The sequence below is a fragment of the Microbacterium sp. cx-59 genome, from assembly GCF_020805625.1.
Taxonomy (GTDB): domain Bacteria; phylum Actinomycetota; class Actinomycetes; order Actinomycetales; family Microbacteriaceae; genus Microbacterium.
Genome location: NZ_JAJHGO010000007.1, coordinates 307,633 through 330,136, shown reverse-complemented (window position 1 = coordinate 330,136; position 22,504 = coordinate 307,633). Strand labels below are relative to the sequence as shown.

Annotated in this window: 21 protein-coding genes and 3 tRNA genes; 18 read left to right on the top strand and 6 right to left on the bottom strand. The window is 70.1% G+C overall.

Features of this window, described 5'->3' with window-relative positions; genetic code table 11:
• Positions 1-13: 13 nt before the first annotated feature.
• The 4 genes from LMI96_RS09045 to LMI96_RS09030 form a co-directional block, all read right to left on the bottom strand.
• Positions 14-574 carry a hypothetical protein gene (locus tag LMI96_RS09045; protein ID WP_228361247.1) on the bottom strand — a complete coding sequence of 187 codons (561 nt, stop codon included), beginning with the start codon at positions 572-574 and terminating at the stop codon, positions 14-16.
• A gap of 325 nt (positions 575-899) precedes the next feature.
• Positions 900-972: transfer RNA gene (locus LMI96_RS09040), tRNA-Phe, on the bottom strand.
• Between the two features lie 79 nt (positions 973-1,051).
• A tRNA-Asp gene (locus LMI96_RS09035) sits at positions 1,052-1,125 on the bottom strand.
• A 27-nt stretch (positions 1,126-1,152) separates the two neighbouring features.
• Positions 1,153-1,225 (bottom strand) — tRNA-Glu (locus LMI96_RS09030).
• A 301-nt stretch (positions 1,226-1,526) separates the two neighbouring features.
• On the opposite strand from LMI96_RS09030, the gene LMI96_RS09025 reads away from it, so the two are divergent.
• Positions 1,527-2,873 (top strand): peptidoglycan DD-metalloendopeptidase family protein, encoded by a 1,347-nt coding sequence (locus LMI96_RS09025; RefSeq protein ID WP_228361246.1) that lies wholly within the window; start codon positions 1,527-1,529, stop codon positions 2,871-2,873.
• Positions 2,874-2,941: 68 nt separating this feature from the next.
• Here LMI96_RS09025 and LMI96_RS09020 read toward each other — a convergent pair whose 3' ends face one another.
• The gene (locus tag LMI96_RS09020; protein WP_223722242.1) at positions 2,942-3,475 is read right to left on the bottom strand and encodes an inorganic diphosphatase; all 534 of its coding nucleotides are present in this window, start codon (positions 3,473-3,475) and stop codon (positions 2,942-2,944) included.
• Between the two features lie 491 nt (positions 3,476-3,966).
• On the opposite strand from LMI96_RS09020, the gene tilS reads away from it, so the two are divergent.
• From tilS to lysS, 13 genes are all read left to right on the top strand, one after another.
• Positions 3,967-4,953, top strand: coding sequence for a tRNA lysidine(34) synthetase TilS (gene tilS, locus LMI96_RS09015; RefSeq protein WP_228361245.1), 987 nt, complete (start codon positions 3,967-3,969; stop codon positions 4,951-4,953).
• A 575-nt stretch (positions 4,954-5,528) separates the two neighbouring features.
• Entirely contained in the window at positions 5,529-6,080 is a 552-nt protein-coding gene (gene hpt / locus LMI96_RS09010) for a hypoxanthine phosphoribosyltransferase (protein ID WP_223722244.1), read from the top strand.
• Positions 6,081-6,200: 120 nt separating this feature from the next.
• Positions 6,201-8,210 (top strand): ATP-dependent zinc metalloprotease FtsH, encoded by a 2,010-nt coding sequence (ftsH, locus tag LMI96_RS09005; RefSeq protein WP_223722245.1) that lies wholly within the window; start codon positions 6,201-6,203, stop codon positions 8,208-8,210.
• Positions 8,211-8,219: 9 nt separating this feature from the next.
• Positions 8,220-8,810, top strand: coding sequence for a GTP cyclohydrolase I (gene folE, locus LMI96_RS09000; RefSeq protein WP_228361244.1), 591 nt, complete (start codon positions 8,220-8,222; stop codon positions 8,808-8,810).
• Positions 8,807-9,607 carry a dihydropteroate synthase gene (folP, locus tag LMI96_RS08995; RefSeq protein ID WP_228361243.1) on the top strand — a complete coding sequence of 267 codons (801 nt, stop codon included), beginning with the start codon at positions 8,807-8,809 and terminating at the stop codon, positions 9,605-9,607. Before folE ends, folP begins: the two co-directional genes overlap by 4 nt.
• Positions 9,604-9,975 carry a dihydroneopterin aldolase gene (gene folB / locus LMI96_RS08990; protein ID WP_228361242.1) on the top strand — a complete coding sequence of 124 codons (372 nt, stop codon included), beginning with the start codon at positions 9,604-9,606 and terminating at the stop codon, positions 9,973-9,975. The genes folP and folB overlap by 4 nt, the downstream gene beginning before the upstream one ends.
• Entirely contained in the window at positions 9,972-10,502 is a 531-nt protein-coding gene (gene folK / locus LMI96_RS08985) for a 2-amino-4-hydroxy-6-hydroxymethyldihydropteridine diphosphokinase (protein WP_228361241.1), read from the top strand. The genes folB and folK overlap by 4 nt, the downstream gene beginning before the upstream one ends.
• A complete protein-coding gene (locus tag LMI96_RS08980) occupies positions 10,499-10,984 on the top strand; it encodes a DUF3180 family protein (RefSeq protein ID WP_228361240.1) in 486 nt (161 codons plus the stop codon). The genes folK and LMI96_RS08980 overlap by 4 nt, the downstream gene beginning before the upstream one ends.
• Positions 10,938-11,516 (top strand): PH domain-containing protein, encoded by a 579-nt coding sequence (locus LMI96_RS08975; protein ID WP_228361239.1) that lies wholly within the window; start codon positions 10,938-10,940, stop codon positions 11,514-11,516. The genes LMI96_RS08980 and LMI96_RS08975 overlap by 47 nt, the downstream gene beginning before the upstream one ends.
• Entirely contained in the window at positions 11,513-13,189 is a 1,677-nt protein-coding gene (locus LMI96_RS08970) for a PH domain-containing protein (protein WP_228361238.1), read from the top strand. Before LMI96_RS08975 ends, LMI96_RS08970 begins: the two co-directional genes overlap by 4 nt.
• A complete protein-coding gene (locus LMI96_RS08965) occupies positions 13,186-13,914 on the top strand; it encodes a DUF2520 domain-containing protein (RefSeq protein ID WP_228361237.1) in 729 nt (242 codons plus the stop codon). Before LMI96_RS08970 ends, LMI96_RS08965 begins: the two co-directional genes overlap by 4 nt.
• Positions 13,911-14,756 carry a pantoate--beta-alanine ligase gene (panC, locus tag LMI96_RS08960; protein WP_223722254.1) on the top strand — a complete coding sequence of 282 codons (846 nt, stop codon included), beginning with the start codon at positions 13,911-13,913 and terminating at the stop codon, positions 14,754-14,756. The genes LMI96_RS08965 and panC overlap by 4 nt, the downstream gene beginning before the upstream one ends.
• Before the next feature lie 214 nt (positions 14,757-14,970).
• Positions 14,971-16,518, top strand: a complete 1,548-nt coding sequence (lysS, locus tag LMI96_RS08955) for a lysine--tRNA ligase (RefSeq protein WP_228361236.1) — start codon at positions 14,971-14,973, stop codon at positions 16,516-16,518.
• A 13-nt stretch (positions 16,519-16,531) separates the two neighbouring features.
• Here the strand turns inward: lysS and LMI96_RS08950 are convergent, their stop codons facing one another.
• Positions 16,532-17,653: a DUF4192 family protein gene (locus LMI96_RS08950; protein WP_228361235.1), complete on the bottom strand. Its 1,122-nt coding sequence runs from the start codon at positions 17,651-17,653 to the stop codon at positions 16,532-16,534.
• A 104-nt stretch (positions 17,654-17,757) separates the two neighbouring features.
• Here LMI96_RS08950 and LMI96_RS08945 point away from each other — a divergent pair, with 104 nt between their 5' ends.
• The 4 genes from LMI96_RS08945 to LMI96_RS08930 all read left to right on the top strand — a co-directional run bounded on the left by LMI96_RS08945 (position 17,758) and on the right by LMI96_RS08930 (position 21,974).
• The gene (locus LMI96_RS08945; RefSeq protein WP_223722257.1) at positions 17,758-17,946 is read left to right on the top strand and encodes a hypothetical protein; all 189 of its coding nucleotides are present in this window, start codon (positions 17,758-17,760) and stop codon (positions 17,944-17,946) included.
• 80 nt (positions 17,947-18,026) lie between these two features.
• Positions 18,027-19,490 (top strand): cardiolipin synthase, encoded by a 1,464-nt coding sequence (cls, locus tag LMI96_RS08940; protein ID WP_263317615.1) that lies wholly within the window; start codon positions 18,027-18,029, stop codon positions 19,488-19,490.
• Between the two features lie 149 nt (positions 19,491-19,639).
• Positions 19,640-20,359 carry a hypothetical protein gene (locus LMI96_RS08935; protein ID WP_228361234.1) on the top strand — a complete coding sequence of 240 codons (720 nt, stop codon included), beginning with the start codon at positions 19,640-19,642 and terminating at the stop codon, positions 20,357-20,359.
• A gap of 667 nt (positions 20,360-21,026) precedes the next feature.
• Positions 21,027-21,974: an endonuclease domain-containing protein gene (locus LMI96_RS08930; protein WP_228361233.1), complete on the top strand. Its 948-nt coding sequence runs from the start codon at positions 21,027-21,029 to the stop codon at positions 21,972-21,974.
• Positions 21,975-22,504 lie beyond the last annotated feature (530 nt).

Sequence of the window (22,504 nt, the reverse complement as noted above, 5' to 3'; positions counted from 1 at the left end):
CCGTGGCTCGCGATCATCCGGCGATCGTGGGCGCGGATGCGGACTCTTTTCGGTACGAAAGATAGAGCGGAACGGCGAACACCAGCAGCACTGATCCGCCAACCCAGCCGCTGACTTCGCGAAGCTCGGCTACCCAGAACAGGGAGACGGTGCCGATCATCACGAGTACTCCCGCGAGGGCGCCGAAGAGCCACATCCCGTACAGCGAGATGAAGGTCAGATAGTGCGCGCCCACAATGATGAGCGAGGCGGGGAAGAAAAGCGTCGGTTCCAAGACTCCGAGCGTGATCGCAACGATGAGGCCGATCGGGACGGTGAACGCGCTTTGCATGGCGAGGGAGATCGAGGGATGCCCTTTGGGGAGTGCCGCTTCGCCTCCCATGATCTTCAACACCAGAGAAGAGAGCGGGAAGATCAGCATCCCCCCAAAGAAGAGCACCGCCATCGCTGCGCCGGGGGAACCCACCTGGTAGACGGCGGCGGCCGCAAACCAGACGATCGCAGACACCAACGGCCCCGAGAAACCGCCGCGGTAGACCCGACGCACATCGGCCTGAGCCTGCCTCACATCCATTGCCCAATCCTGGCATGCATCTGGCCGCTCCGTGCGCGTGTCCGGAGTGGTCTGAAGGATGCCAGGTGGAGAGCTCGCAGGCGGCGGAAGCATCGCTGATGCGCGCGCTTTGAGTGCTTGACCGGCCCCATACCGGCCCAAACGCTGCTGATGGGAGCCTGGACGGCATCCGACTGGAGCTTTTCGCCCCGCGCCACTTGCTCAACAACCCGCGGACTTCGCTCGCTCGCGAACGTCCAGAAACTGCCTCTCACCAGGGCAAAGCAAAACCCCCGCGGATAGAAGCTCCGCGAGGGTTTCTAGGATGACGTAATGATCATCCGTGTGGCTCCGACGGGCGTCGATCCCGTGACCTCACGATTTTCAGTCGTGCGCTCTACCAACTGAGCTACAGAGCCGCGCGGTACTGCGGTGAAACCGATTGCCGCGTCTTAAACGAAAGGCCCTCTCTCAGAAGAAAGGGCCCGTCGCTCAGAGCGACCCTGACGGGACTTGAACCCGCGACCTCCGCCGTGACAGGGCGGCACGCTAACCAACTGCGCTACAGGGCCATGATGTATTCAATTATGAGCGGTGAGTGACCCCAACGGGATTCGAACCCGTGCTACCGCCGTGAAAGGGCGGCGTCCTAGGCCGCTAAACGATGGGGCCGAGCGAACCCGCTGGGCTCACGCTTACCGAAGAGCAAGCATACGCATTCCCCAGGGGATTCGCCAATCGAGATCGCGAACGCCCGCGCGCCATCGTTCCGGCGGCATCTGGCGGGGTGAGGATGACACCGGTGCTGTGCGTGCAGCATCCGGGATTCTGTTGCGGTTGTGACTGATGTTGTTAGTGTGGTCATCGTTGCGCCCGGTATGGAGAGGCTCTCGTGACGAACGAAGAACTGCCCCCGGCGGAGGACTGCGACTGCGCTCCTACCGCTGAAGAACGAGCGCGATTCTGGCCCGGCATGACCCGTCGCACGGCCATCGGTGTCGGAGCCCTCGGCGTCGCCGGCCTCGCCGCCGTCGGCAGCCCGTACATCCCCCGCGCGTTCGCGATCGAGGGTTACCCGTCGTGGGACGACGTGCAGCGGGCCAAGGCGAACGAGACGGCCAAGAACGGCGAGATCTCTCGCATCCAGGGCCTGATCTCGCAGCTGCAGGCCGATGTCGCCAACAAGCAGGCCATCGCCGACCAGAAGTCCCAAGAGTTCTACGCCGCAGAGCAGGCGTACTTCGACGCAGGAACCCGTGCCGACAGCCTGCAGGCGCAGGCCGATCAGGGCGCCGCCGCCGCCACCGAGGCCGCCAACAAGGCGGGCAAGGTCGCGAGTCAGCTGTACCGCTCCGGCGGCGACGACACGTCGATGCAGCTGTTCTTCGCGGGGTCCGCCGCCGGCGCCGACGACCTGCTCGACCGCCTCGGCACGATGGACAAGCTCCTCGAGCGCAATCAGACGGTGTACGCGGATGCTGTGCGCGCACGCAACGCCGCGCAGGCCGCGACCGCGACCGCGACGGCCGCGCGCGATGAGCGCGACCGACTGCAGCAGATCGCCAACGCGGCCATGGAAGAAGCGGTCGCCGCATCCGACGCCGCTCAGGCCGCCCTCGACGCGCAGAACGAGAACCTCGGCACGCTGCAGGCGCAGCTCGCCGCCCTCCAGGACACGACCGCCAAGACCGTCGCCGACTACCAGGCCGGCGTCGCCGAGCAGAAGCGTCGCGACGAAGAAGCCCGCAAGGCGCGCGAAGCAGCTGCTGCCGCGGCAGCCGCTGCAGCGGCGGCAGCTGCCGCGGCTGCGGCCGCCCAGCAGGGCAACAGCGGCGGCGGCGGCGGCGGAAGCAGCGGAGGTGGTGGCGGAGGCGGTGCTGCCCCCGGCGGCAGCGGCGGCGGCTCCGGATGGGTGCGGCCCAGCAGCGGACGCATCAGCTCCGGCTACGGCCCTCGCCAGTCGCAGTGCGGCCCGCAGGGCTGCTCGAGCAGCTTCCACCGCGGCCTCGACTTCGCGCCCGGATGCGGCGCGGCGATCTACGCGGCAGCATCCGGCACCGTCGAGATGTCGCAGGTATACAGCGGGTACGGAAACTACATCCGCATCAACCACGGCGGCGGCCTCGCTACCGGTTACGCGCACATCGTCAACGGCGGGCTGTACGTGCGCCGCGGACAGTACGTGAACGCCGGCCAGCTCATCGCCGCGGTCGGCAACACCGGCGGCTCGTTCGGCTGCCACCTGCACTTCGAGGTCTACACGTCGGGTGGCACGACCGACCCCGCGCCGTTCCTTCGGGCCCGCGGCGTCAGCGTCTGAACCCCCACGACCAACAGAAGAGCGGATGCCGATTCACCGGCATCCGCTCTTCGTTGTTCAGGTGAGAGTCAGAGCGTGTTGGGCGCTTCGCCCTCGCCCTGCGTCTTCGTCTGCTCGCCGTGGTCTTCGAAACGCGTGAACGCCTCGGCGACGAGGCGCTCGGCCTCGTCCACGCCCGCCCACTCGTCGACCTTGACCCACTTGTTCGGCTCGAGGTCCTTGTAGTGCTCGAAGAAGTGGCCGATCTCGTTCTTGGTCCACTCGTCGATGTCGCCCACGTCCTGAATGTGCGCCCAGCGCGGATCCTTCGCGAGCACGGCCACGACCTTGTCGTCGCCACCGGCCTCGTCGCTCATCTTCAGCACGGCCACGGGACGCACCTTCGCGAGAACGCCCGGGTAGATGTCGCGGTCGAGCAGCAGCAGCACGTCGAGCGGGTCGCCGTCTTCGCCGAGGGTGTTCTCGAAGAACCCGTAGTTGGCCGGGTACCCCATGGGGGTGAACAGCACGCGGTCGAGGAAGACCCGGCCAGTGCCGTGGTCGACCTCGTACTTCACGCGGCTGCCGCGGGGGATCTCGATGACGGCGTCGTATGCGCCCATACGTGTGGCTCCTTCGGAAGTTCAGTGGATGGCGGCACCAGCCTAGCCGCGCCACCCCGCGCGCACCGGCTGGGGTGTTGTGGGGGCGGGGGGTGCGCTCGGCGGGAGTGCACAGGTGGCGGAGGCGGAGGCGTGGCGGAGGCGCGCTCCGGCACGGCACGTCGGCCCGGAGCGAGGAGATCTGCCGAAGCGAGGACGGATGGGGGGAATGCGGCCCTCGCTTCGGCAGATCTCCTCGCTTCGGCCGTGCCGCGGGCAGAAGTAGGGCTCCTGGCTTCGGACGGTCTGCGGGCGGGGGTAGAGCTCTTGGCTTCGGCCGGGCTGTGGGCCAGGGCAGACCTCCTCGCTTCGGCCGGGCTGTGGGCCGGGGTATGGCTCCTGGCTTCTGCCGGTCTGCCGTCCGGGTCGGATCTCGTCGGTCTGGCGATCAGCTCGGTCGAGGGGCGGAGGCCCCGAGCGCGGATGCCGAGGCCGCGCGCTAGCGTGAACCCGTGACAGATCACCGCCCCGCGCTCGATCCCGCGGTTGCCGAGCTGCGCCGCGCAGTGCGCCCCGCACTCGCCTCGCACCGGACCGTGCTCGTCGCGCTCTCGGGCGGTGCCGACTCGCTCGCCCTCGCCGCCGCGGTCGCGTTCGAGGCCCCGCGGGCGGGAGTGCGCGCGATCGCCGTCACCGTCGACCACGACCTGCAGCCTGGGTCGGCCGCGATCGCTGCTGACGCCGCGAACTCGGCCCGTGGGCTGGGCCTCGAAGCCATCGTGGTGGGCGTCGAAGTGGGCGCGGATGGCGGCCCCGAAGCCGCCGCGCGCACCGCCCGGTACGCCGCGCTCCGCGACGCCGCGACCGACTACTCCGCGAGCGGCGTGCTGCTCGGCCATACCCTCGATGACCAGGCCGAGACCGTGCTGCTCGGACTCGCTCGGGGGTCGGGCGCGACGAGCCTCGCGGGCATGGCGGGTGAACTCGACGACGACGAGATCACCTGGATGCGGCCGCTGCTCGCCGTGCGCCGAGAGTCGACCCACGCAGCCTGCGCCGCGCAGGGGCTCATCCCGTGGGAAGACCCGCACAACTCGGACGACAGCTACGCCCGGGTGCGCGTCCGCCGCCGGGTGCTTCCGGTGCTCGAGGCGGAGCTCGGCCCGGGCATCGCCGACGCGCTCGCGCGAACCGCCGAGCAACTGCGCGAGGACGCGGAGGCCTTCGCCGACATGATCGAGGAGACGATCGAGGACATCGTCGAGCCCGCCGAAGCCGGCATCGCGATCTCGGTCGCCGCGCTCGCCGCCAACCCCGCCGCCCTCCGGAACCGCATCATCCGCCACGTCGCCGCGAGCGAGTTCCACGTCTCGTTGACCCGCGCGCAGACACTCGAGGTCGCGAGACTCGTCACCGACTGGCACGGGCAGGGCCCGATCGACCTGCCCGCATTCCGGGCGCACCGCGCGGACGGCCGCATCCTGTTCACCGCCCGCTGACGGAGCGCACCGGATGCTGAATCCTCGGCTCTGGCGAGGAGATATGCCGGAGCGAGGGCCGAGTCGCCCGCATCCGTCCTCGCTTCGGCAGATTCCCTCGCTTCGGTCCGTGCTGCCGCCCCTGACCCGTCACGTCGTCGGCCGTCGCGCCACCCCCGCGCCCGACACGTCGTCCGGCCGTCGCGCCCCGGATCCTGTTCACCGCCCGCTGACTGACCGCACCGGATGCTGAATCCTCGGCTCTGGCGAGGAGATCTGCCGGAGCGAGGGCCGAGTCGCCCGCATCCGTCCTCGCCTCGGCAGATCTCCTCGCTTCTGGCCGTGCTGCCGCCTGCCCCCCTGCGTGATCCCCACTCGTCGCGTCGCGCACCCGTCGCGCCCAGCATCCGGTTCGCTGCTTGCTAACTGACCGAACCCGGGCGCCGAAACCTCGGCCCTAGCGAGGAGATATCCCGTAGCGAGGGCCGAATTGCCCGCATCCGTCCTCGCTTCGGCAGATCTCCTCGCTTCGGGCCGTGCTGCCACCCCCCCGCCCCGGATGCGGCACCCCACGCCGCCCCGGGTACGCTCGGAGGATGCGTGCTGCCGACATCGCGGACGACCTGACCACGGTCCTCGCCACCGAGGAAGACATCCTCGCCAAACTGGAGGACATCGCCGCGCAGGTCGCGGCCGACTACGAGGGCAAGGACCTCGTGCTCGTGGGCGTGCTGAAGGGCGCGATCATGGTGATGGCCGACTTCTCGCGGGCGCTCCCGATGCTCGTGCCGATGGACTGGATGGCCGTCTCCTCGTACGGCACCGGCACACGGTCGAGCGGCGTCGTGCAGATCCGCAAAGACCTCGACACCGACATCCACGACAAGCACGTGCTGATCGTCGAGGACATCATCGACTCCGGCCTGACCCTCAGCTGGCTGCTGGAGAACTTCGCGGCGCGCGGGGCCGCATCCGTCGAGGTGTTCGCGTTGTTCCGCAAGCCCGAGGCGGCCAAGGTGCAGGTCGACTGCCGTTACGTCGGCTTCGACATCCCCAATGAGTTCGTCGTGGGCTACGGCCTCGACTACGCCGAGCGTTACCGCAACCTGCGCGACGTCGCGGTGCTCGCTCCCCACGTGTACTCGTAGCGCGCCCGCGGTGTACGCCGTGGGCGAATGCACAGACCCGGCATAGATCGCCCGCGCTACCCTGGAGCGACCGTCCGCAGGCGGCTCGTCGACGAAAGGGCCGGGGTCCGTCCCCGCACAATGGACTTCAAGAAGATCACGCGCAACCCGCTCCTGTACGTCTTGCTGATCGGGCTCTTCCTGATCGTGGGTTTCTCGTTGATCTCGAGTCTGGGCGCGGCCAAGCAGGTGACGACCCAGCAGGGTCTCGAACTGCTGCAGGGCAACACGGTCACCGAGGTGACCAACACCGACGGTGACCAGCGCGTCGACATGAAGCTCTCGAGCCCGTACGAGGGTGCGAACGAGGTGCAGTTCTACTACGTGAACGCCCGTGCGAGCGAGGTCGTCGACGCGATCGGTGCGTCGAACCCCTCCGACGGCTACAACGACATCGTTCCCCGCGCGACCTGGTTCGACGGCATCCTCTCGCTGCTTCTGCCGATCCTGCTGCTCGGTCTGATCTTCTGGTTCCTGATCTCGTCCGCCCAGGGCGGCGGCAACAAGGTCATGCAGTTCGGAAAGTCCCGCGCGAAGCTCGTCACGAAGGAGACGCCGACCGTCACGTTCGAAGACGTCGCCGGCTCCGACGAGGCGATCGAAGAGATGCAGGAGATCAAGGACTTCCTGAAGGACCCGACGAAGTTCCAGGCGCTCGGTGCCCGCATCCCGAAGGGCGTGCTGCTGTACGGCCCTCCCGGAACCGGTAAGACCCTTCTCGCCCGCGCGGTCGCGGGAGAGGCGGGCGTGCCGTTCTACTCGATCTCGGGCTCCGACTTCGTCGAGATGTTCGTCGGTGTCGGCGCGAGCCGCGTCCGCGACCTCTTCGGCCAGGCCAAAGAGAACTCGCCCGCCATCATCTTCATCGACGAGATCGACGCCGTCGGTCGCCACCGCGGCGCCGGCATGGGCGGCGGGCACGACGAGCGCGAGCAGACGCTGAACCAGATGCTGGTGGAGATGGATGGCTTCGACCCCAAGGTCAACGTCATCGTGATCGCGGCGACCAACCGCCCCGACATCCTCGACCCCGCACTGCTGCGCCCGGGCCGTTTCGACCGCCAGATCGGCGTCGACGCCCCCGACTTGCAGGGCCGCAAGCGCATCCTCGAGGTGCACGGCCGCGGCAAGCCGCTCGCCGACTCGGTCGACCTCGAGGTCGTGGCACGCAAGACCCCCGGGTTCACCGGTGCCGACCTCGCCAACGTTCTGAACGAAGCGGCGCTGCTCACGGCCCGCTCCGATGCCCAGCTGATCGACAACCGCGCGCTCGACGAGGCGATCGACCGCGTGATCGCCGGCCCGCAGCGTCGCACCCGTGTCATGCGCGACAAGGAGAAGTTGATCACCGCGTACCACGAGGGCGGCCACGCCCTCGCCGCGGCCTCGATGAACTTCACCGACCCGGTGACGAAGGTGACGATCCTGCCGCGCGGCAAGGCGCTGGGGTACACGATGGTGCTGCCGCTCGACGACAAGTACTCCGTCACCCGCAACGAACTGCAAGACCAGCTGACGTACGCCATGGGCGGTCGCGTGGCGGAGGAGATCGTCTTCCACGACCCCACGACCGGTGCCTCGAACGACATCGAGAAGGCGACCGACATCGCCCGCAAGATGGTCACCGAGTACGGCATGACGACGGATGTGGGGCCGGTCAAGCTCGGCTCGTCGTCGGGCGAGGTCTTCATGGGACGCGACATGGGGCACGGCCGCGACTTCAGCGAGCGCGTCGCCGAACGGGTCGACAGCCAGGTGCGTGCGCTCATCGAGCAGGCGCACAACGAGGCCTACCAGGTGCTCAACGACAACCGCGACATCCTCGACAAGCTCGCGCTCGAGCTGCTCGAGAAGGAGACGCTCGACCACAACCAGCTGGCCGAGATCTTCCGCGACATCAAGCGTCTGCCCGAGCGTCCGCAATGGCTCTCGAGCTCGGAGCGTCCGGTGTCGCAGCTGCCTCCGGTCGACGTGCCCCGTCGCACGCTGCCCGCCGGCGCTGTGGCGCAGGAGGAGGCGGCGGCGCCCGTCGCCGAGAAGGCCCCGCACCGTCGCCCGTCGACCGGTCAGGCCAGACCCGCGACCGCGTAGGCTCGGCGCGTGGCCGTCGACCGTGAACGCATCGCCGCGCTCGTGCGAGAACTCCTCGACGCGATCGGTGAAGACCCCGAACGTCCGGGGCTGAAATCGACCCCGCAACGGGTCGCCGACACCTACGCCGAGTTCTTCTCCGGAATCGGAGCGGATGCTGCCGCCCCCCTCGCGAACACCATTTCGGTGAGCCGCGGCCCGGCACCCGAAACCCTCCCGTCGGGGGCGGTCATGCTGCAGGGCATCCGCTTCCGCTCGGTGTGCGAACACCACCTGCTGCCGTTCCGCGGACGCGCTCACATCGCCTACCTCCCGGGGGAGCAGGTCGTCGGACTCGGCGCGCTGCCCCGAGTCGTCGACGTGCTGGCGGCACGCCCGCAGGTGCAGGAGCGTCTCGGCGAGCAGATCGCCGACACGATCGACGGCGCGCTCGACGCCCGCGGTGTGCTCGTCGTGCTGAGCGCGTCGCACGACTGCGTGACGACGCGCGGGGGCCGGCAGCCGGATGCGGAAACGGTCACGATCGCGGCACGCGGTGAGCTCGCCGAACCGGCCGCGCGGGCCGAGCTCATCGCTCTGCTCGCCGGAGCCGCCGCGTGACGTCGATCATGGGGATCGTCAATGTGACCCCCGACTCCTTCAGCGACGGCGGTCGCTACCTCGACCACGCAGCGGCGGTCGCCCACGGGCTGCGGCTGCGCGCCGACGGCGCCGACATCCTCGACGTCGGCGGCGAGTCCACGCGACCCGGCTCGGAACGGGTGTCGGCCGAGGTCGAACAGGAGCGGGTCGTGCCGGTCGTGCACGCGCTCACCGAAGCGGGTGCGGTCGTCAGCATCGACACGATGAACGCCAGTACGGCGGCCGCGGCCATCGCGGCGGGTGCCCGCATCGTGAACGACGTCTCCGGCGGTCTCGCCGACCCGGGCATGCTCACCGTGATCGCCGCGTCGCGCGCCGACGTGGTGCTCGGTCACTGGCGCGGGCACTCCGACCGCATGTACGCGGAGGCCGAGTATCGCGATGTCGCCCGCGACGTCGTCGTCGAGCTCCGCGAGCGCCTGGCCGCTGCGGCGGTCGCCGGAATCGCGCCGTCGCGGGTGATTCTCGACCCGGGCATCGGGTTCGCGAAGCGCGGCGAGCAGAACTGGGAGATGCTGCGCGGGCTTTCGCAGCTCGTCGGCGTCGGACCCCGGGTGCTGGTCGGAACCAGCCGCAAGCGCTTCCTCACCGATGCGCTCGACGGCGAGGTGACCGAGGAACGCCGCGACCTGGCGACCTCTGTGACGAGTGCGCTCGCCGCGCTCGCGGGCGCCTGGGGAGTGCGCGTGCACGATGTGCGCGCGACCCGCGACGCACTGCGCGTCGCGGACGCGTGGCGAGGAGGAACCTCATGACCGGTGACCGCATCACCCTCACCGGAGTGCGCGGCTTCGGCTACCACGGCGTGTTCCCGGACGAGCGGCGCGACGGCCAGGAGTTCGTCGTCGACGTCACGATCCGCATCGATCTGCGACCGGCCGCCGCGAGCGACGACGTCGCCGACACGGTCCACTACGGCGAACTCGCCGAGCAGATCGTCGCCGACATCGCCGGTCCTCCGGTCGACCTCATCGAAACGCTCGCCGCGCGGATCGCCGACGGCGTGCTCGATCGCCCGGGCGTCATCGCGGTCACCGTCACGGTCCACAAGCCGTCCGCGCCGATCACCGTGCCCTTCGGCGACGTCGCCGTGACCATCGAACGAGAGCGGAGCGCCTCATGAGTCGTCGCCTGGCCCAGGGGTTCGAGGGCGATGCGCCGCGGGAGTCCGCATCCGTCACCGCCGTCATCGCGTTCGGATCGAACCTCGGCGACCGCGCGACGATCTTCGCCGAAGCCGCCGACGATCTTCGCCGCATGCCGCTCACGAGCGACGTTCGCGTCGCGCCGGCGATCGAATCCGTCGCCATTCGCGTGGAGGGGCCGGATGCAGACGCCCCCGCCTACCTGAACACCGTCGCCCTCATCGCCACCCGGCTCGCGCCCTCGATCCTGATGTCGTACCTGCACGCGATCGAGGACCGGCACGGCCGCGAACGTCGCGAACAGTGGGGCGACCGGACGCTCGATCTCGACCTGATCGCCTACGGGAACCGGCAGATCCGGACGCGCCGGCTGACGGTGCCGCATCCGCGTGCCGCCGAACGTGCCTTCGTGCTCGACCCGTGGCTGGCGCTGGACCCGGATGCGGAGCTGCCCGGCCTCGGACGCGTCGCCGAGCTGCGCGCCGCGATCGAGGACCCCTCGTGAAGCGCACAAGCCCCGGCGTTCTGGCGATCGCCGCGATTCTCGGGATCGGCGTCGGCTTCCTGATCGACCAGGTGCTCACCTCGATGGGCAACGCCACGTTCACCCCGATGATCTCCCTCCCCGTGCTGCTCGCGCTGCTCGGGGCGCTCTGCCTCGCGCTCGCGATCCCGATCCGGCGGGCGACCCGCGGCCCGAACGCCGCCCCGATCGACCCGTTCCGCGCCGTCCGTGTCGCGATGCTCGCGAAGGCGTCGAGCATCGTCGGCGCCGCGATCGGTGGCATCGCCGGGGGACTGCTGCTGTTCCTCGTGACGCGCCCGGTGTCGCCCTCGCTAGGCTCGACGAGCACGATCATTGCGACGATCGTGGCCTGCGCCGCCCTGATCGCGGCGGCGCTCATCGCCGAGAACCTGTGCACCATCCGGAAGGACGACGATGACGAACAGCCCGGAGACGCCGGCGGAAGCACCATCGCCCGCTGAGAATGGGGCGCTCGACACGGCGACGTTCCAGGGGATTCCGCAGCCGCGCGGCGAGGGAATCGCCCCGGATGACGGCAGCTGGCACCAGCTCGCGAAGCGGTACCTGACCCTGCAGCTGATCTCGACCACGATGTGGATCGCCCTCATCGCGGTCGCGGCGGTCGTGATCACGGGGCTGACGCAGGTCGCCTGGGTGTGGATCCCCGCCGGCATCCTGCTGGTGATCCTGCTCATCACGCTGCCGATCATTCCGCGGCAGGTGCGCGCGTTCGGCTACCGGTTGCGCGAAGACGACCTCGTGCTGCGGCGCGGCATCCTGTTCCAGCGCGTCGTCGCCGTGCCATACGGGCGCATGCAGCTCATCGACATCACGCACGGTCCCCTCGACCGGGCGTTCGGTATCGCACAGTTGAAGCTCGTGACGGCCGCTGCGACCAGCGCGGTCGTGCTGCCCGGTCTCACCCAGGCAGCCGCGGAGCAGCTGCGCGACACGCTCATCGCGGTGGCCGAGACGCGCCGGACCGGACTGTGACCGACGCCGCGGCACCGGTCGTCCGCGCCCGGTCGGCCCTCAGTGACGGCGAATGGCACCGGATGCATCCGCTCTCGCCGTTGCTGCGTGGAGGCCTGTTCCTCATCGTGGTGCTCGGTTTCGTCGTCGCGAACCTGCGCGAGCGTCTCATCGAGATCTTCCTGCCGGGGCTCACACCCGGATTCCGCGGGGGGCCGCCGGAGGACCCGATCGACTACATCCTCGGCCACGACCTCGTGCTGCTGGCGCTGCTGGCAGTGCTCGGCATCGTCGTCGTGCTCGTCCTGCTCTTCTGGCTGTCGTGGCGGTTCCACTCGTTCCGCATCACGGGCGATGACGTCGAGGTGCGCAGCGGGGTGCTGTTCCGGTCGAACCGGCGTGCGCCCCTCGACCGCGTGCAGGGCGTGAACCTCACGCGCCCGCTCGTGGCGCGCCTCATCGGGCTCGCGAAACTCGAGATCGTCGGCGCCGGCCTCGACGCCAACGTGCGGCTCGAGTACCTCTCGACCGCGAACGCCGAGGCGGTGCGCCACGACATCCTGCGTCTCGCCTCCGGACGCACGCTCGGCGAGGCCGCGCCCGGCGGCACGCCCCGCTCCTGGCAGGGCGGCGCCGCGGCCTCCGTGATGACCGGGGTGACCGGCATCGTGGATGGCGCGGAAGAGCCCGTGAGCGAGCCCGCGTCGGTCGTCCGCATCCCCTTCGCCCGACTGGTCGGCTCGGTGTTGCTCAGCGACACGACCGTCGCCCTGATCCTCGTGGCGATCGGGGCGGTCGTCGCGATGCAGTTCTGGCCCCCGTGGCTGCTCTTCACCCTCCTTCCCCTCGTCCTCGGGTTCGGGGCGTACTACGTGCGGTCGATCACACGGTCGCTCCGCTACGCGATCGCCCCCACGCCGCACGGGGTGCGCATCGTCTTCGGGCTGTTCACGACCGTCACCGAGATCCTGCCGCCGGGCCGGGTGCACGCCGTGCAGGTGCGTCAGCCGCTGCTGTGGCGACCGGCCGGATGGTGGACCATCACGGTCAACCGCCTGTCGGGAACGAGCTCGGGGCAGGAGGCCGCGGCCGCTTTCACCCACGTGCTGCCGGTCGGAACCCGCGCCGACGCGGAACGGGTCGTGGCCCTGCTGCTGCCCTGGCTCGACGCCGACGAACGCGCGCTCATTTTCGACCGCGGGGTGCTCGCCGCATCCGCCGACGATCCGTACACCACGACGCCGCCGCGCGGCCGGGTGCTGCGGCCGATCTCGTGGCGTCGGAACGGCCTCACTCTCTCGCCGACCGCGCTGTTCCTCCGGCGGGGACGCATCGTGCGCTCGCTCGTGATCGTGCCGCTCGCTCGTGCGCAGAGCATCGCGGTGCATCAGGGGCCGATCTACCGGATGCTGCGGCTCGCCCGCATCCGCGCGCACACGGTCGCGGGCACCGTCGACACCGGCATCGGGGCCATCGACCGCGCCGACGCGCTCGCGCTGTTCGCCGGGGCGGAAGCGCGAGCGATCGCCAGCGCCGCGACCGACCGGTCGCACCGGTGGGATGCGGATGCGGATCTGGGCACTGACGCGGGTGCGGGCGCGGATCTCCGGCCGGACGCGGATGCGGGTGCGGATGCAGGAACCGATGCGGGCGCGAGCGCGTCCGTGCCGCCGAGTGAAAGGACACACGAGTGAACCGCGACGGGCGTCTGGGCGTCGGGATCATCGGCGCCGGTCGGGTCGGACCGATCGTCGGTGCGGCACTGGCGGGGGCGGGGCATGCGCTCGTCGGCATCACGTCGGGATCCGATGACGACCGGGTCGAGGCGATCCTGCCGGGGGTTCCCGTGCTCGACGTCGCCGAGGTCGTGCGGCGCAGCGAACTCGTCGTGATCGCGGTTCCGCACGATGAGCTGCCGGGTCTCGTGTCGGGGCTCGCCGAGCTCGGCTCGTGGCAGATCGGGCAGCTCGTGCTGCACGTCGACGCCGGGTACGGCACCGACGTGCTGGCGCCCGCGGCCGGGCGCGGCGCCATCCCGCTCGCCGTGCACCCGGCGATCTCGTTCACCGGCACGAGCATCGACCTCCGCCAGCTGCCGGCGTCGTATGCGGCGGTCACGGCGCCCGCGGCGGTGCTGCCGATCGCGCAGGCCCTCGCGGTCGAGATGGGCTGCGAGCCGGTCGTGGTGGCGGAAGCGGACCGGCCGGCGTACGCCGAAGCGATCGCGACGGCGACGCAGTTCGCGCGGTCGATCGTGCAGCAGGCCACCGGCATCCTGAGCGGGATCGGGGTCGAGAATCCCGGCGGATTCCTGTCGGCGCTCGTCCGCTCTACGGTCGACGATGCGCTCATCCGCGCCACACCGCCGAGCGCGCGGCTGGAGGGTCTCGACGGACTGGACGGTACGGTTAGCGGATGATCCGCTCCCTTCCGGAGCTGCGCACCCGACTGGCAGACGCCAGAGCCGCAGCTCCCGGGTCGCGTGTCGCCCTGGTCTCCACGATCGGTGCGCTTCACGACGGCCACATCGACCTCATCCGCGCCGCGCAAGAGAACGCCGACATCGTCGTCGTCTCGCTGTTCGTCAACCCGCTGCGTTTCCGGACGGTGGCGGAGTACGAGGCGTATCCGCGCACGCCCGAGGCGGATGCCGAACTGCTCGAGCGGCTGGGCGTCGACATCGCGTTCGCCCCGGATGCGGCGGAACTGCTGCCGACCCGCACGTCGGTGACGAAGGTGTCGGCCGGAGATCTCGGTCTGCGCTACGAGGGACGCACGCGACCGTTCTACTTCGACGGACTGCTCACGGTCGAGGCGATCCTCTTCCACCTCGTCGCGCCCGACGTCGCCGTCTACGGTCAGCGCGATCGTCAGCGTGCGTTCCTCGTGCGGCGGATGGCGCGGGACCTCTTCTTCGACGTCGACGTGATCGATGTGGAGACCGCTCGGAGTGCCGATGGCCTCCCGCTCTCGACGCGGCTCGACGTGCTCGAGCCGGCCGACCGCTCGGCGGCGACGCTGCTCGTGCGCGCGTTGGAAGCGGCCGCCTCGAACGCCGATCGCGACGTCGACGCGTGCATCGCGGCGGCGCAGTCCGCGCTGATGGGGGAGAACCGCATCCGTCTCGAGTACCTGAACGTGGTCGACCCGGCGACGTTCCTGCCCGTCGACGAGGGGCACCGCGGACCCGCGCTCGCCCTCATCGCCGCGACCGTCGGTACGCACCGCTTCATCGACAACGCCGAGATCTACATTCGCTGACGCGGCCCCTCCTCCGGTCCTCTTCGCCGACCGGCCCCTTTGTCGCCCAGCCACCCCCTTTCGAGCGGGTCGCACGGGGGTGGCTCGGGCGTAGGGGGGGGGGGGGGTGGGTCGCCGAAGGGTCCGGCGTCGGAGCGGCTCCGCAGTGCCCGGGCCGGAGGGGCCGCGCCGGGGGCGCGGATAGACTGGGCGGGACTTCCGAGGAGCCCCCACGATGACCGAATCGACCGATTCCGCCGCGCCCGCCGAGATGAGCGAAGACGACGTCTTCGAGCAGAAGGCGGTCCGCCTCGCGAAGCGCGAGCGCCTCATCGCGGAGCGGACGGATGCGGCCGGCGGCGCCTACCCCGTCTCGCTGCCGCTCACCCACACCATCCCGCAGCTGCGTGCCGAGTACGGCGAGCTGGAGGCGGGTGCCGAGACCGGCGTGACGGCCGCCGTCGCGGGCCGGATCGTCTTCAGCCGCAACACCGGCAAGCTCTGCTTCGCGAGCCTGCAGTCCGGTGACGGCAGCCGCATCCAGGCCATGGTCTCGCTCGCGTCGGTCGGTGAGGAGTCACTGCAGCGCTGGAAGGACCTCGTCGACCTCGGCGACCACGTCTACGTCTCCGGCGAAGTGATCTCGAGCCGGCGCGGCGAGCTGTCGATCATGGTCACCGACTGGGCGATCGCCTCGAAGGCCCTGCTGCCGCTGCCGAACCTGCACAGCGAACTCAACGAGGAGACGCGGGTGCGCTCGCGCTTCCTCGACCTCATCGTGCGCGACCAGGCGCGGGTGACGGTGCGCGCCCGCGCGGCCGTCAACGCGAGCCTTCGCCAGACCTTCACCGACCACGAGTTCATCGAGGTCGAGACCCCCATGCTGCAGGTTCAGCACGGGGGCGCCTCGGCCCGCCCGTTCGTCACGCACTCGAACGCGTTCGACACCGACCTGTACCTCCGGATCGCGCCCGAGCTGTACCTCAAGCGCGCGGTCGTCGGCGGACTCGACCGGGTCTACGAGATCAACCGCAACTTCCGCAACGAGGGCGCCGACTCCACGCACAGCCCGGAGTTCGCGATGCTCGAGGCGTATCAGGGGTACAGCGACTACAACGGGATCGCCGACCTCACGCAGGAGCTGATCCAGAACGCGGCGATCGCCGTCACGGGTTCGACGACGGTGACCTGGGCCGATGGCACCGAGTACGACCTCGGGGGCGAGTGGGACCGCATCTCGATGTACGACTCCCTGAACGCCGCCCTCGTGGCCGCGGGTGGCGACCTCGCGGTGCGCCGCGTGACCCCGCAGACTCCGGTGGACGAGTTGCGCGCGATCGCGGCGGCCGCCGGGGTCGACGAGCCGCAGCATCCGACCCACGGCAAGTTCGTCGAAGAGCTGTGGGAGCACTTCGTGAAGGGCGGCCTCGTGCGCCCGACCTTCGTCATGGACTTCCCGGTCGACACGAGCCCGCTCGTGCGCGAGCACCGTTCGATCCCCGGTGTCGTCGAGAAGTGGGACCTCTACATCCGCGGCTTCGAACTGGCCACCGGATACTCCGAACTCATCGACCCGGTGATCCAGCGCGAGCGGTTCGTCGAGCAGGCGAAGCTCGCCGCCCGCGGTGACGTCGAGGCCATGCGCATCGATGAAGAGTTCCTGCGCGCGATGGAGCACGGCATGCCCCCGATGGGCGGCATGGGCATGGGGATCGACCGGCTTCTCATGGCGATCACGGGCCTCGGCATCCGAGAGACGATCCTCTTCCCCCTCGTGAAGTAGCGCGGGCGGCCGGTCACCGGCGCGCGGGGCGGAACGCCCAATCCGGGAGGTGCCCGGCCTGCACCATCGACAGCACGATGCGGCTCAGCCCGTGCTCTGGATCGATCTCGCACGCGGCCAGGGCGTAGTGCTCGGCATGGCTCGACCGGCCGAGCGCCCACGACAGCCACCCGCACACCGACAGTGCTCCGGGGCGCACGTCGCGCGGCGCCACCGCGGCGGCCCACCGCGCGACCGCGAGGGCGTCCGCCAGGCGGTCGGCATCCGGGCGCTCCCCCTCGCCCATCATGCGTTCCGCCGGCCCGCTCGGATACTGCGCGCCGTTCTCCCACCGCAGCTGCGCCTCGAACGCGCGGTCACCGGCGTCGACGCCGTCGATCCAGGTGGTGATGCCGACGTCGCGAAGCGCCGGGCGGGACAGGCACCAGATGAGGGTCGCGATGCCGAAGACGTTCGTCTCGTCGGTTCCGTGCTCGAGCGCGAGCTCGAAGAAGACCGGCAGATCGTCGAGAGCGCTGACGGCCGAAAAGGCCAGCGGGTCGACGCGCTCGCCGCTGGCCGGAGCGGGCGCCCCCGCCACGACGCCCAGCGCGAACTCGAGCTGCCGGAGCGCCTGGCCCACGCGTTCGCGACTCGCCAGATCGACGGCCGGAAGCTCCGCGCCGGAGAGGTGATCCGGATGCGGCGTTCCGGTCGCCGCGGTCGCTGCCGCCGGTGGTGCGGGCAGCGCGGTCAGCGCGTGGCCGCCGGGCGGGTGCGCATCGCCCAGGTAGCGGGTCCAGGAGTCCGGGCCGACGTAGAGGAGGTCGATGACGTCGAGCCCCGAGCGATGCGCGGCGCGCTCGATCGCATCGGCGACGGCCCGCCGCGGCACGTCCGCGTCGATCGCCTCGTCGCCGTAGACGATCGCCACGATCGCATCGACGAGCGAGACACGGCAGGCGAGACCGAGGACGGTGGAGGCGAATGCGGCGGGGTCGGTGTCGCCCGGCGGAAGGTCGAAGCGCATGCCGCCGGCGCTTCGCCCGCCGCTGAACGGGATCAGCACGACGCTGCGGCTCGGCGCGAAGCCGAGGAGGTGAGGAACCATGGTCAGGAGGTCGGCCGCATCCGCAGCCTTGATGATCGTCGTCATGCGACGACCCTGCGGCCCGCGCGGACGATGAAACCGAGTCCCACAGCGCCAACCGGGCATTCGGGCACGGGGGAGGACAAGTGGGCGGCGGGTAGAATGGGCCGATGGAGAACTTCTGGGTCGCGGCATTGTGGGCAGTGGGGCCGACGATCCTCGTCACGGCGGCGTTCTTCTTCGTGATCCGGTCGATCATCCGGATGGACCGCACCGAGCGCCGCGTGCACGCTCGGATCGAAGCGGAAGAGCGGGCCAAACGGGGCCTTCCGCCCGTCGCCACCGCATCCGACAACTGACGGCACGACAGCCCGTCCGGGCGTTCACCGAGCGCTCCCGCCCGGTACGCTGAACGAAATTCAGCCGGGGAGGCCGTGTGCTGCAGATCGTCTTCGATCCGTCGTGGTGGCTGATCTTCGTCTTCGTCTTCGACATCGCGGTCCGCATCGCCGCGGTGATCATCGTGCCCCGCAACCGCCGCCCCACCGCCGCGATGGCGTGGCTGCTCGCGATCTACTTCATCCCGATCATCGGGGTGTTCCTCTTCCTCCTGATCGGTACGCCGCGACCGCCGCGGGTGCGCCGACGCCGGCAGCGGGCGATCAACGACTACCTGCAGAAGGCATCCGCCGGGCTCGACTTCGGCACACTCCGCCCCGACGCGCCGGAGTGGTTCACGTCGCTCGTCACGCTCAATCAGAATCTGGGCGCGCTGCCTCTGTCGGGTGACAACGACGCCCACCTGATCGCCGACTACCAGGAGAGCCTCGACGCGATGGCCGAGGGGATCCGGCGCGCGAAGGACTACGTCCACGTCGAGTTCTACATCCTCCAGTCCGATGCATCCACCGACAACTTCTTCCGGGCGCTCGAAGAGGTCGCCGCGCGCGGGGTGACCGTGCGTGTGCTGCTCGACCACTGGGCGAACCGCGGCAAGCCGTACTACCGCCGCACGCTCAAGCGCCTGACCGCCATGGGTGCGGAGTGGCATCTGATGCTGCCCGTGCAGCCGCTGCGCGGGAAGTATCAGCGGCCGGATCTTCGCAATCACCGCAAGCTCGTTGTGATCGACGGGCAGGTGGCCTTCATGGGGTCGCAGAACGTCACCGACTCGACCTACAACCTGCGCAAGAACATCCGCCGCGGGCTGCACTGGGTCGACCTGATGGCCCGGCTCGAGGGCCCGGTCGTCGGCAGTGTCGCGGCGGTCTTCCTCTCCGACTGGTACAGCGAGACCGACGAGATCCTCGGCGGCGACATCGACGACTTCGAGTTGAGCCGCGCGACCGGCGACCTGGACTGCCAGATCGTGCCATCCGGGCCGGGATTCGAGTTCGAGAACAATCTGCGCCTCTTCCTCGGCCTCATGTACGCGGCGCAGCGGCGCATCGTGCTGGTGAGCCCGTATTTCGTGCCGGATGAAGCCATGCTGCTCGCCATCACGACGGCCTGCCACCGCGGGGTCGAGGTGGAGCTCTTCGTCTCGGAGGAGGGCGACCAGGCGATGGTCTATCACGCCCAGCGCAGCTACTACGAGGCGCTGCTGCGCGCGGGCGTGCGGATCTGGCTCTACCGCCGGCCGTACATTCTGCACACGAAGGCGTTCACGATCGACGAAGAGGTCGCCGTCATCGGCTCGAGCAACATGGACATGCGCTCGTTCGGTCTGAACATGGAGATCTCCTTGCTCGTGCGGGGTGGAGAGTTCGTGCGCGAGATGCGATCTGTGGAAGACAAGTACCGCTCGCTCAGCCGGGAGTTGACGCTGGAGGAGTGGATGACGCAGCCGCTCCGCTCGACCGTGCTCGACAACCTCGCCCGGCTGACCTCCGCGCTCCAGTGAGCGCAGGTCCCCGGGGAGCGCGTGCTTGCGGATCGGCGGCCCCGGCGGGGGATCTCGGCGGGGGAGCTCGCGCGCTGCCGCCCGGGCGCGAGATGATGGGGGCGGCCGTGCGGATCCGCGCCGGTGCGGGTTCGCGAGAGGGGTCGCTCATGAAACGACGGGGATGGGCGGTGATCGCGACCGCTGTGCTCGGCGCGACGCTGCTGGCGGGATGCGCGAGTGAGCCGGGTGGGGGTTCGGCCTCGCAAGCGCCGGGAGAGCTCGAGCTCGGTGCCGCCTGGGTGGATGGCGGCCGCATGATCGCCCTCACCACCTGGGGCAGCTCGACCTGCGTGCCGTTCGCCGAGAGCGCGGAGCTCGACGGTTCGACGCTCGCCGTGACGCTGGCCGATCAGCAGACGGACGGAGCGCCGCCCGTCTGCACGAGTGACAACGTGCAGAGGGCGACTCTTGTGGGTGTCCCCGCGGGAACCGACCCGGCGCAAGACCTGACGCTCGCGGTGGAGTACGCATCCGGATCCGCATCCGCCGTCGGCGACGTGACCCTCGCGGGTGTCGCCGGACTCGCGGTGCCTGCCGCCGAGACGGACTACGCGCCGAGCGCCGGATGGGTCGGCGACGACGGCACGTTCGCGTTCGTCACGTGGGGCTCCTCGACCTGCGCGCCCGAGATCGAGGGCGTCGCGGAAACCAGCGCGACCGAGGTGACGGTGACGTTCGCCGCGCCGCCCGCCGACCGGGTGTGCACGATGGACATGGCCCCGCGCGTCGCGCTCGCCGTCGCCCCGGGCCTCACCGGCGCCGATGGCGCCGCGCTCGTGCTGCAGGGCGACTCGTTCGACGGCCTCCGCGCGCCGATCCTCGGCTGACCCCCGCGCGGTCGGGGGGCTGACCCCCGCGCGGTCGGGGGGCTGACCCCCGCGCGGGGTTGTGGGCTGACCCCGCGCGGGTCGTGGGCTGACCCCTGCGCACGTCGTGGTTGCGGAGGTCGCGTGCGTGCCGCGTGCCGCGTGCCTAGTGCTTGGCGCTCGAGTGCTTGGCGCTCGCGTGTCGCAATATGCCGCCGTCCCCTGCGCGTTGCGACACGTGAGCGCCTGATTGTTCGCTCACATGTCGCGATCTGCGGGTTGTGGCGACGGATTGCGCCACCTGAGCAGCTGATCGTTGGTGCTCACGTGTCGCGATCTGCCGCCGACCGCTGCCGATTGCGACACTTGAGCGGCTGAGCGCGTGCTTGGCGCTCGCGTGTCGCAATCTGCCGCCGTCCCCTGCGCATTGCGACACGTGAGCGCCTGATTGTTCGCTCACATGTCGCGATCTGCCGCCGACCGCTGCCGATTGCGACACTTGAGCGGCTGAGCGCATGGTTGTTCGCTCACGTGTCGCGATTTGTCGCCGACCGCTGCGAATTGCGCCACGTGAGCCGGTCGGTAGGGGATCCCGACTCCTCCTCCCCAGCGGGGGAAAGGGTGCCGATCGGCCCCAAAGCCGGTCCGCGGGCTGCACGACGAGGGCGGAATCTGCCAGCGTGCCGTCATGTCACTCGAACCCCTACCCGCGTTACTCGGCGACCGCTTCGGCGTCGGAACGGCCCTCGATGCCGGGGTGCCGGCCGGGCGCCTCCGTCGCTCAGATCTCGAGAGCCCGTTCCACGGTGTGCGGGTTCGGCCCGACGCGACGCTTCCGGAGGCGTATGCCGAGTCGGGTCCTGCGGAGCGGGACCACCTCATGCGGGCGCTCGCTTTCCTGCCCCGCCTGGGCGGGGAAGCATTCTTCAGCCACGTGACGGCGGCCGTGATCTTGCAGCTGCCTCTGCCGCCCTACGTCGTCGCCGACGCTCCCGTCCACGTGTCGGTGCTCCCGCCGCATCGGCCCCCGCGGGCGAAGGGCGTCAAGGGACACGTCGCGATGCCGCATCTCACGGCCACTCGGCGTGACGGGGTGATCGGCGCGCGCGTGACGAGTCCGGCGACGACGTGGGCGATGCTCGGCGGATCGCTGGTCGACGTTCGGGACGTGGTCGCCGCGGGGGATGCGTGCATCCGCACGTGGCGAGTGTCGGACCCGATCGCGAGCCTGGATGAGCTGAGCGCCGTCGTCTCGGCGGGCCGCCGGATCGGGATCGAGCGCCTGCGGACGGCACTTCCTCTGCTGCGGTCACGGAGCGCGTCCCGTCCGGAGACGTGGTGTCGGCTGACCCTGATGGATGCGGGGCTCGAAGAACCGGAGTCGAACTTCGACATATACGTCGACGGTGTGCGCGAGGCTTGCGTCGACCTTGCCTACCCGAAGTTGCGGATCGCGATCGAGTACGAGGGTGAGCACCACCTGCGTGACGCGACGCAATGGGCACGTGACATCGTTCGGTACGAGCGGCTCGCTGCCGCGGGATGGCACGTCATCCGGGTCACGCGAGCGGAACTCTTCGGGACGCCCGAGAAGTTCGTGCGCCGTGTGCGGGTCGCGATCTCCGCTCGGTCCTGATCCCGCCCGCCCGACTCACGTGGCGCAATCTGCCGCCGGATGTCGCCGATTGCGCCACGCGAACCGTCGCGCGGGAGGCTCACGTGGCGCAATCGGGCGTTGGGGGCGACGGTTTGCGACACGTGAGCGGAAGGAAGGGCGCGGATGCGGTCGGGGGGCGGGGGCGCGGATGCGGGAGGGCGGAAGCGGAGCCGCGGGAGGCTCACGTGACGCAATCTGCCGCCGGGTATTGCTGATTGCGCCACGCGAACCGTCGCGCGGGAGGCTCACGTGGCGCAATCGGGCGTTGGGGGCGACGGTTTGCGCCACGTGAGCAAAACGGAGAGCGGGGATGCGGACGACACGGGAGCGGATGCGGATGCGGGAGGGCGGGAGCAAAAGCACGTCCGCAGCCACGGCCGGGGATGCGGACGGCGCGGGAGCCGGTGCGGGAGGGCGGGAGCGGATGCGGACGGCGACGGGCAAGGCACGGGAGCGCACCCGGCGGAGGGCCGCTCGGCCGTGCGCCCCCAGCGAACACGGGCATGCCG

Coding starts and splice junctions, on each gene's coding strand:
- LMI96_RS09045 (WP_228361247.1), bottom strand. CDS start 574: ATGGATGTGAGGCAGGCTCAGGCCGATGTGCGTCGGGTCTACCGCGGC.
- LMI96_RS09025 (WP_228361246.1), top strand. CDS start 1,527: ATGACCCGTCGCACGGCCATCGGTGTCGGAGCCCTCGGCGTCGCCGGC.
- LMI96_RS09020 (WP_223722242.1), bottom strand. CDS start 3,475: ATGGGCGCATACGACGCCGTCATCGAGATCCCCCGCGGCAGCCGCGTG.
- hpt (WP_223722244.1), top strand. CDS start 5,529: ATGCGTGCTGCCGACATCGCGGACGACCTGACCACGGTCCTCGCCACC.
- ftsH (WP_223722245.1), top strand. CDS start 6,201: ATGGACTTCAAGAAGATCACGCGCAACCCGCTCCTGTACGTCTTGCTG.
- folB (WP_228361242.1), top strand. CDS start 9,604: ATGACCGGTGACCGCATCACCCTCACCGGAGTGCGCGGCTTCGGCTAC.
- folK (WP_228361241.1), top strand. CDS start 9,972: ATGAGTCGTCGCCTGGCCCAGGGGTTCGAGGGCGATGCGCCGCGGGAG.
- LMI96_RS08975 (WP_228361239.1), top strand. CDS start 10,938: ATGACGAACAGCCCGGAGACGCCGGCGGAAGCACCATCGCCCGCTGAG.
- panC (WP_223722254.1), top strand. CDS start 13,911: ATGATCCGCTCCCTTCCGGAGCTGCGCACCCGACTGGCAGACGCCAGA.
- lysS (WP_228361236.1), top strand. CDS start 14,971: ATGACCGAATCGACCGATTCCGCCGCGCCCGCCGAGATGAGCGAAGAC.
- LMI96_RS08950 (WP_228361235.1), bottom strand. CDS start 17,653: ATGACGACGATCATCAAGGCTGCGGATGCGGCCGACCTCCTGACCATG.
- LMI96_RS08945 (WP_223722257.1), top strand. CDS start 17,758: ATGGAGAACTTCTGGGTCGCGGCATTGTGGGCAGTGGGGCCGACGATC.
- LMI96_RS08935 (WP_228361234.1), top strand. CDS start 19,640: ATGAAACGACGGGGATGGGCGGTGATCGCGACCGCTGTGCTCGGCGCG.
- LMI96_RS08930 (WP_228361233.1), top strand. CDS start 21,027: ATGTCACTCGAACCCCTACCCGCGTTACTCGGCGACCGCTTCGGCGTC.